This window comes from Novosphingobium sp. BW1 (assembly GCF_008107685.1).
Taxonomy (GTDB): domain Bacteria; phylum Pseudomonadota; class Alphaproteobacteria; order Sphingomonadales; family Sphingomonadaceae; genus Novosphingobium.
Genome location: NZ_VIRF01000071.1, coordinates 1 through 6594, shown reverse-complemented (window position 1 = coordinate 6594; position 6594 = coordinate 1). Strand labels below are relative to the sequence as shown.

Sequence of the window (6594 nt, the reverse complement as noted above, 5' to 3'; positions counted from 1 at the left end):
GGCGAAGGCGCAGGGGGCGGCGCGGAGGATCGCGATGGGGCGGGCGCGGCAGGCGAGGTGGGCGCGCGCGACTGGGTCGGGATAGGAAGGGGCGGCAAGGGCTGCACGCCGCCCGGAAGCGTGGTCGGGTCTTCGGGATCGACCGGGCCGGCCACGTCGGGCGCGCTTTGGCTGGCCGGGCCGGCGGGCAGGCTCCAGGGTGCGCGCTCCTGCGCGGATGCGGCCTGTGCCAGAGACAGCGTGAGCAGCGCAAAGGCGCTGGCGATGGTGACTTGCTTGATTCCCCTCATGCTTCTTTCCCAAACGCGCGCGCGGTGAACCGTGTCTTAATGCCTGCGCCGTAGCCGGGCGCGGCGCGGTGGACGGTTGCGGTTGCGAGACCCCTTGCCTCGCACGGCCTGCCGGTCCATGCGCATGAGCATGAGCGATACACCCTCTTCCCCGTCGCTGGCCCCGGTGCATCTGGGCCAGCAGAGCGCGCTTCCCGCTTCCCCTGAGGAGGCGGTTCTCGACTATGTGCCCAATCCGCGGGCCAAGTCCCTCTATCTCGTTCGTTTTTCCGCGCCCGAGTTCACCTCGCTGTGCCCGGTGACGGGCCAGCCCGATTTTGCGCACCTCGTCATCGATTACGCGCCGGGTGAGACCATCGTCGAATCGAAGAGTCTCAAACTTTTCCTCGGCTCGTTCCGCAACCACAACGGCTTTCACGAGGACGTGACGGTGGGGATCGGCCAGCGCCTGTTCGACGAGATGAAGCCTCACTGGCTGCGCATCGGCGGCTACTGGTACCCGCGCGGCGGCATTCCCATCGACGTGTTCTGGCAGTCCGGCGCGGCGCCGGAAGGCCTGTGGGTCCCCGACCAGGGCGTGCAGGGCTATCGCGGCCGGGGATGATCCGGCCCTGGGGCGCTACGTTTTTGAACAGCAGAAGACGACGTTCCGAGGGCCACTGCCCTCGGGCTCCCCAAGCCTCTGAAAAACCGCGCTTGTGCGCGCCTTCTCGTGGGAACCAAGACACTGGCTGCGGCCGAAGGTCTTTCGTGCGGCGTGAGAAATAATCTTTGATGTCCGTTTCCGCCCCTTTGCGGACATCTGATCAAGTAGCTACGATGCCCACCATGACGCCTATCAAAGCCTTTCAGTCCTTTGCCACATCACTGATCGGCCTGCCGATAAGTCACGTCTGGCGCGGATATGGGGCGGCGCTCTTCATCGAACTCGGCAACTTAACGCCGGTAGCCAAGCACGATGGTTCGCCGGGCAACCCGGAAGGCGAAGTATCGCTCGGCGTCGAATAGAGTTGGCGGATCGAGGACCGAATGACGATCCAGTGTGGAAGTTGGAGCGAAGAAGACCTGTGGGCGCCAGCCTTTGACTTGCTACGGGAAAGACGGGTCGCAAAATGCGAGTTGTTTGGTGCGTTGCCCGAAGTGATGCTTACAACTGACGCGGGAGTACGGTTTCTATCTTTTTCAACCACAGATGGGCAGCCTCAGTGGCATCTGGTGGACCGTCGCGATGGCCGATCACGCTGGTTTATTGTTCGAGAGGGCAGACTTCACTTTGGAGACGGAACGGAGTCTTTGAACTGACGGCGGCTAACCACCCATCTCGGCCATTCGGGCCAGCGATCGCTTCGTCGCCCCGCCGTCAATTCTGTGCGAATTGCACCTTGCCGACGCGGGTGATATCGACTTCTCCGGTGCCCAGCGCGGCAAGCTGCGCCGAGGGCAGGCACTGAGCGTAAACGGTGGGGGCATCGGCGCGTAGGGCCGCGTCGGTTTCCAGCGCGTCCTCAAGCTGGCGGTCGCATTCGGCCCGCGTCTGGAAGGTCGCGACCGGGGCCTGCGCTTCGAGGCGGCGGCATGCGGTGCCATCGTCACTGCATCCGAACAGGGCAAGGGCAATCAAGGTGGCGCTCATCGGTGTGTCTCCTTCCTTCCCTGAGACAACGGGGCGGGCCGTCAAAAGTATCCCGGAATTCTGCGAAAAATTCGGGAACTTTTGGCAAAGGGATGAATTCGTGCTGCTTTTATTGATCGTCGAGCCGACTCATGTGTGCGACGGGCCGTTTTTTCGGGGGCGTATGGCATGGTTGCCAGGGAGCCACGCCCAAGTGCGTGCAATCTCTCGGGAATGGCGAACTCTACACTGGAACCGCGGGCGTTTTGGCGCGTATTAAGGCGCGCATGGACCATACCAAAGCCAAACTCATCATCCGCGAGGCCACGGTCGGGGACGCCCCCGCGATCGCGGCACTGTCTGTCAAGGTCTACGGCAGGGCCGATGCCTTTACCCGGGCCGAACTGCGCGGGCAGATCATCAATTTTCCCGAAGGCCAGTTCGTGGCTGAGTACGAGGGGGTGATCGTCGGCCACTGCGCTACGATGATCATCACCACCGCGCTCGCCTTCAAGCCGCACACCTGGGAAGAGATCACCAACGGCGGCTACGGCCGCATCCCGGACCCGGACGGCGATGTGCTCTACGGCTTTGAGGTCTGCGTTGACCCGGATTACCGCCGCTTGCGCATCGGCCAGCGCCTCTACCGCAAGCGCAAGGAACTGTGCCAGAATTTCGAGTTGAAGGGCATCGCCTTTGCTGGCCGCATGCCTGGCTATTATCGCCGCAAGCGCACCTACCCCAACCCGTCCGACTATCTTCAGGCCGTTATCGACAAGAAGGCCAAGGATCAGGTCATCAATTTCCAGATGAACGGCGGGTACGAACCGCGCGGGATCCTGCGCGACTACCTGCCTAAGGACAAAGAGAGCGGGGGCAGCGCGGTCCTGATGTATTGGACCAACCCGCTGGCCCCGCGCGACACCGGCAAGGCCGTGCCGGGCCTCAAGGAGCGCGTACCCTCGCAGGTGCGTGTCGCCACCGTCCAGTTCATGATGCGCAAGATCTCCTCGCGCGATGATTTCGAGGAGCAGGTGGAATACTGGGTCGACGTCGCCGCCGATTACGAGAGCGACTTCGTAGTCTTCCCGGAGCTCTTCACCCTCGCGCTGCTCTCGGTCGAGGAGAAGAAGCTCCAGCCGGTCGAGGCGATCGAGAAGATTTCCACGTATACCAAGCGCTTCGTCTCGTTCATGCAGAACATGGCGGTGAGCTACAACATCAACATCATCGGCGGTTCGCATCCCACCCGCGTTGAGACCGAGGACGGCAAGAGCGAGATCCGCAACATCGCCTATACCTTCCTGCGCGATGGCTCGGTACACGAATCGCAGAAGCTCCACCCCACGCCGTCCGAGGCGAAGTGGTGGAACATCAAGGGCGGCTATGGCGCCAACGTCATCCCCACCGACTGCGGCCCGATCGGCGTCATGGTTTGCTACGACAGCGAGTTCCCCGAACTGGCCCGTCACCTCGTCAACCAGGGCGCACTGATGCTTTTCGTGCCGTTCTGCACCGACGAGCGACGTGGATACCTGCGCGTGCGCTACTGCTGCCAGGCGCGCGCAGTCGAGAATCAGTGCTACGTCGTTACCTCGGGCGTCGTGGGCAATTTGCCCAACGTGGAGAACATGGACGTGCACTATGCCGAAAGCGCAATCCTCACGCCCTCGGACTTCCCGTTTTCGCGCGATGGCGTTGCTGCCGACACAGCGCCCAACACCGAGACCATCGCGATTGCCGACCTTTCGCTCGATTCGCTGCTGACCGCGCGCCAGTCCGGTGCGGTGCGAAACCTGCGCGACCGTCGCTTTGATCTCTACCGTGTGGAGTGGACACAGGCGCAAGGGTAAGGCAAGGCCAAGTCCATGATCCTTCCCGGCTTTCACGCAGCGAGTGCGATGTTCATCGCGCTTGCCATGTTTTATGGCTTCTTCAATGGAAAGCTGCGGGTCGAAATCGTCTCGCTGCTGACCATCGCGGCGATTGCCCTCCTGCTCTACGTCGTGCCGATGCCCGGCGAGACCAAGTATGCCGGGCTTGAACTGGCGTTCCAGGGCTTCGGGCATTACGCGTTGGTCACCATCTGCGCGCTGATGATCATGGGCCGGGGCCTGGTTGTGACCGGCGCGCTCGACCCGGCGGCGCGCGCGCTGGCGCAAGTGTGGCAGTTCAACAAGAGCCTGGGCCTGCTCTTCACGCTCGTCGTGTGCCTGTTCATGTCGATGCTCATCAACGACACGCCCGTGCTCGTGCTGATGATCCCGATCCTGGCGCAGATGGCGACGCGGGGGGGCATGCCCGCCTCCAAGACGCTGATGCCGGTGAACGCGGCGATCCTCATCGGCGGCATGGCGACCACCATCGGCACCTCGACCAACCTGCTTGTCGTCTCGATCGCGCAGGACCTGGGCATGCGCACGCTCTCGGTCTTCCACTTCACCCCGATTGTGCTGATCTCGGTGCTGGTGGCGCTGCCCTATCTGTGGCTGGTCATGCCGCGCCTGCTGCCTGACAACACCAAGCAGGTCTCGGTGGAAAGCCGCCGGTTCCTCGCCAAACTGCGCCTCTCCGACGATGCGCCGATGCGCGGCAAGACCATCGAGGAAGCACGCGGGAACCTGCCCGAGGACGTGCGCGCCTGGCTGCCGCCGGGTAACCGCAGCCACGTCGGGCGTCGGCTCCTGGCCGAGGGCACCTATCAGGGCCTGCAGGAGGCCGCGCGCACGCTTTCGGCCACGCTCGCCCCGCGCTGGCTGACGGAACGTATCAAGGCCGATTCCACCCGCTCGCGCGAGGACCTGATGGTGGCCGAGATGATCCTCGCGCCCGATTGCCGCCTGATCGGCCTTACGCCAAGTACGGCGGGGTTCGAGGGCGTGGCGATGCTGGGCATCCACCACGTCCACCAGCCTCTGCGCGACACCCGCGCGCACACCCCCGACACCGAGATGGCGGAGGGCGATGTGCTCTTGATGATGGGCATGCCCGAGGATCTGCGTCACTTTGCCGAGACCGAGGGCCTGCTCCAGATCGAGGGCGGGGAAGAGGTCACGCGCTCGGGCAAGGCGCTGCTTGCGGTCGCGATCATGCTGGGCTCGGTCGGTCTTGCCAGCTTCGGTCTCGTGCCCATTGCGATCTCGGCGCTGGCGGGCGCGATTCTCATGTTCGCGACGGGCTGCGTGCGTTTTGAGCGCGTGGGCCGGGCGCTTTCGGCGAAGATCATCGTTCTGGTAGCCGGTTCCATCGCGCTCGGGCGCTTCATCCTGGTTTCGGGCGCGGCGGAATGGCTCGGCCAGATCCTTTCGAGTGGCTTGCAGTACCTGCCACCCGCCGGTGTGCTTGCCGCAATCATGGTCTTCGTGACCCTGATGACCAACTTTGCTTCGAACACCGCGGCCGCCGCCGTCGGCACGCCGATTGCCTTCAACATCGCCAAGCAGTTGGGCATGCCCGAGGAGCCGCTGGTGCTGGCCGTGCTGTTTGGCTGCAACCTGTGCTACGCGACGCCGGTCGCCTACCAGACCAACATGATGATCCTCACCGAGGGCGACTACACCTTCAAGGATTACCTGCGCTCGGGCGTGCCGCTCGTGCTCATCATGGTGGCAGCACTCTCGACCACGCTGGTTTTCTGGTACGGGATCTGATCGGTCCGGTTGCGGCCCGAGAGGAGCGCCTCGCGCAAGTCCTCCGGGCTTGGCAGGTCGAGTGCGTCGAGGTCCGCCACGCCCACGATGGCATCCTCGCCATAGCACTCGGCAAGCGCGATGGTCTTGGCACGCACGTGCTTGTTCGTCTCCAGTGAGTAGAAGGCGGCGACCATGGGAAGTTCGGGATCGCCGGGGGACTGGTCGACGACGAGCGCGATGCGCGCCGAACGCAGCTGCACGAACGAGCCTACCGGATAGACCCCGAGTGCTTCGCGGAAGCGGGCGAGGATCTCTGTATCGAGCGAACCCGACAGGGTCATCAGCGTGTCCATGGCCTCGGACGGGTCCAGCGCGCGCCCGCTGACAGCGCCCGAGACAATCAGGTCATAGCTGTCGCAGATCGCGGCCATGCGCGAGAACACGTCGAGGTCGCGGGCGTCGAGCGCCTGGGGGTAACCTTCGCCATCGAGCCGTTCGTGGTGGCGCATGACCGCCTGTAGCACTTCCTCGGGCACGTCGCCTGCCGAGGCGAGCATCTCGCGCCCGATCAGGCAATGGCGGCCCAGCAGTTCGCGCCCCTCCCCCTGGGCGGGTGAAAGGACGGCCTGCGCAACCTCGGGCAGGTCCGCCTCGACCCGCGCAAGGCCAACGTCGAGGAGAAGCCCGGCGAGACCGGCAAGGCGCATTTCACCCGGCGGCAGGCGCATCTGCCGGGCTAGCGAAACCATCAGCGCGCTCACCGCCAGCATATGGTGGTAGGTTGCCTCGCTTTCGGCCTTGCAGCGCATGAGGCCCGAGAAGGCGTAAGGGTTGCGTTGTATCGAGGCGAAGATGTCCTCCACCACCGGCGCAACATCCGCGACACGCGGCGCCTTGCCCAGGCGCGCCTCGAGGAAGACCTTGGAGATGATCTTGTTGGCCTTGCCCGCAAGCCGCCGGGCTTCTCCTCGACGTTGGCCTTGCGCGGGTCGAGGCGGACCTGCCCGAGGTTGCGCAGGCCGTCCTTTCACCCGCCCAGGGGGAGGGGCGCGAACTGCTG

General features: G+C 64.3%; 6 protein-coding genes and 1 pseudogene. 4 read left to right on the top strand and 3 right to left on the bottom strand.

Annotation, left to right across the window (positions count from 1 at the left end; genetic code table 11):
* Positions 1–290: pseudogene (locus tag FMM79_RS11105) on the bottom strand (hypothetical protein); the annotation flags it as partial.
* A 130-nt stretch (positions 291–420) separates the two neighbouring features.
* On the opposite strand from FMM79_RS11105, the gene queF reads away from it, so the two are divergent.
* Positions 421–894, top strand: a complete 474-nt coding sequence (queF, locus tag FMM79_RS11100) for a preQ(1) synthase (protein WP_148627568.1) — start codon at positions 421–423, stop codon at positions 892–894.
* Between the two features lie 215 nt (positions 895–1109).
* Positions 1110–1298: a hypothetical protein gene (locus FMM79_RS11095; protein WP_162528490.1), complete on the top strand. Its 189-nt coding sequence runs from the start codon at positions 1110–1112 to the stop codon at positions 1296–1298.
* 352 nt (positions 1299–1650) lie between these two features.
* Here the strand turns inward: FMM79_RS11095 and FMM79_RS11090 are convergent, their stop codons facing one another.
* Complete coding sequence (locus tag FMM79_RS11090) at positions 1651–1923, bottom strand: hypothetical protein (RefSeq protein WP_148627566.1); 273 nt, start codon at positions 1921–1923, stop codon at positions 1651–1653.
* 266 nt (positions 1924–2189) lie between these two features.
* Here FMM79_RS11090 and FMM79_RS11085 point away from each other — a divergent pair, with 266 nt between their 5' ends.
* Both FMM79_RS11085 and FMM79_RS11080 read left to right on the top strand, forming a co-directional pair.
* The gene (locus tag FMM79_RS11085; RefSeq protein WP_148627565.1) at positions 2190–3755 is read left to right on the top strand and encodes a carbon-nitrogen hydrolase family protein; all 1566 of its coding nucleotides are present in this window, start codon (positions 2190–2192) and stop codon (positions 3753–3755) included.
* 15 nt (positions 3756–3770) lie between these two features.
* Entirely contained in the window at positions 3771–5552 is a 1782-nt protein-coding gene (locus FMM79_RS11080) for an SLC13 family permease (RefSeq protein ID WP_148627564.1), read from the top strand.
* Here FMM79_RS11080 and FMM79_RS11075 read toward each other — a convergent pair.
* Positions 5471–6594 (bottom strand): HD-GYP domain-containing protein (locus FMM79_RS11075; RefSeq protein ID WP_148627563.1); only part of this gene is annotated, 1124 nt, incomplete at its 5' end. The genes FMM79_RS11080 and FMM79_RS11075 overlap by 82 nt on opposite strands.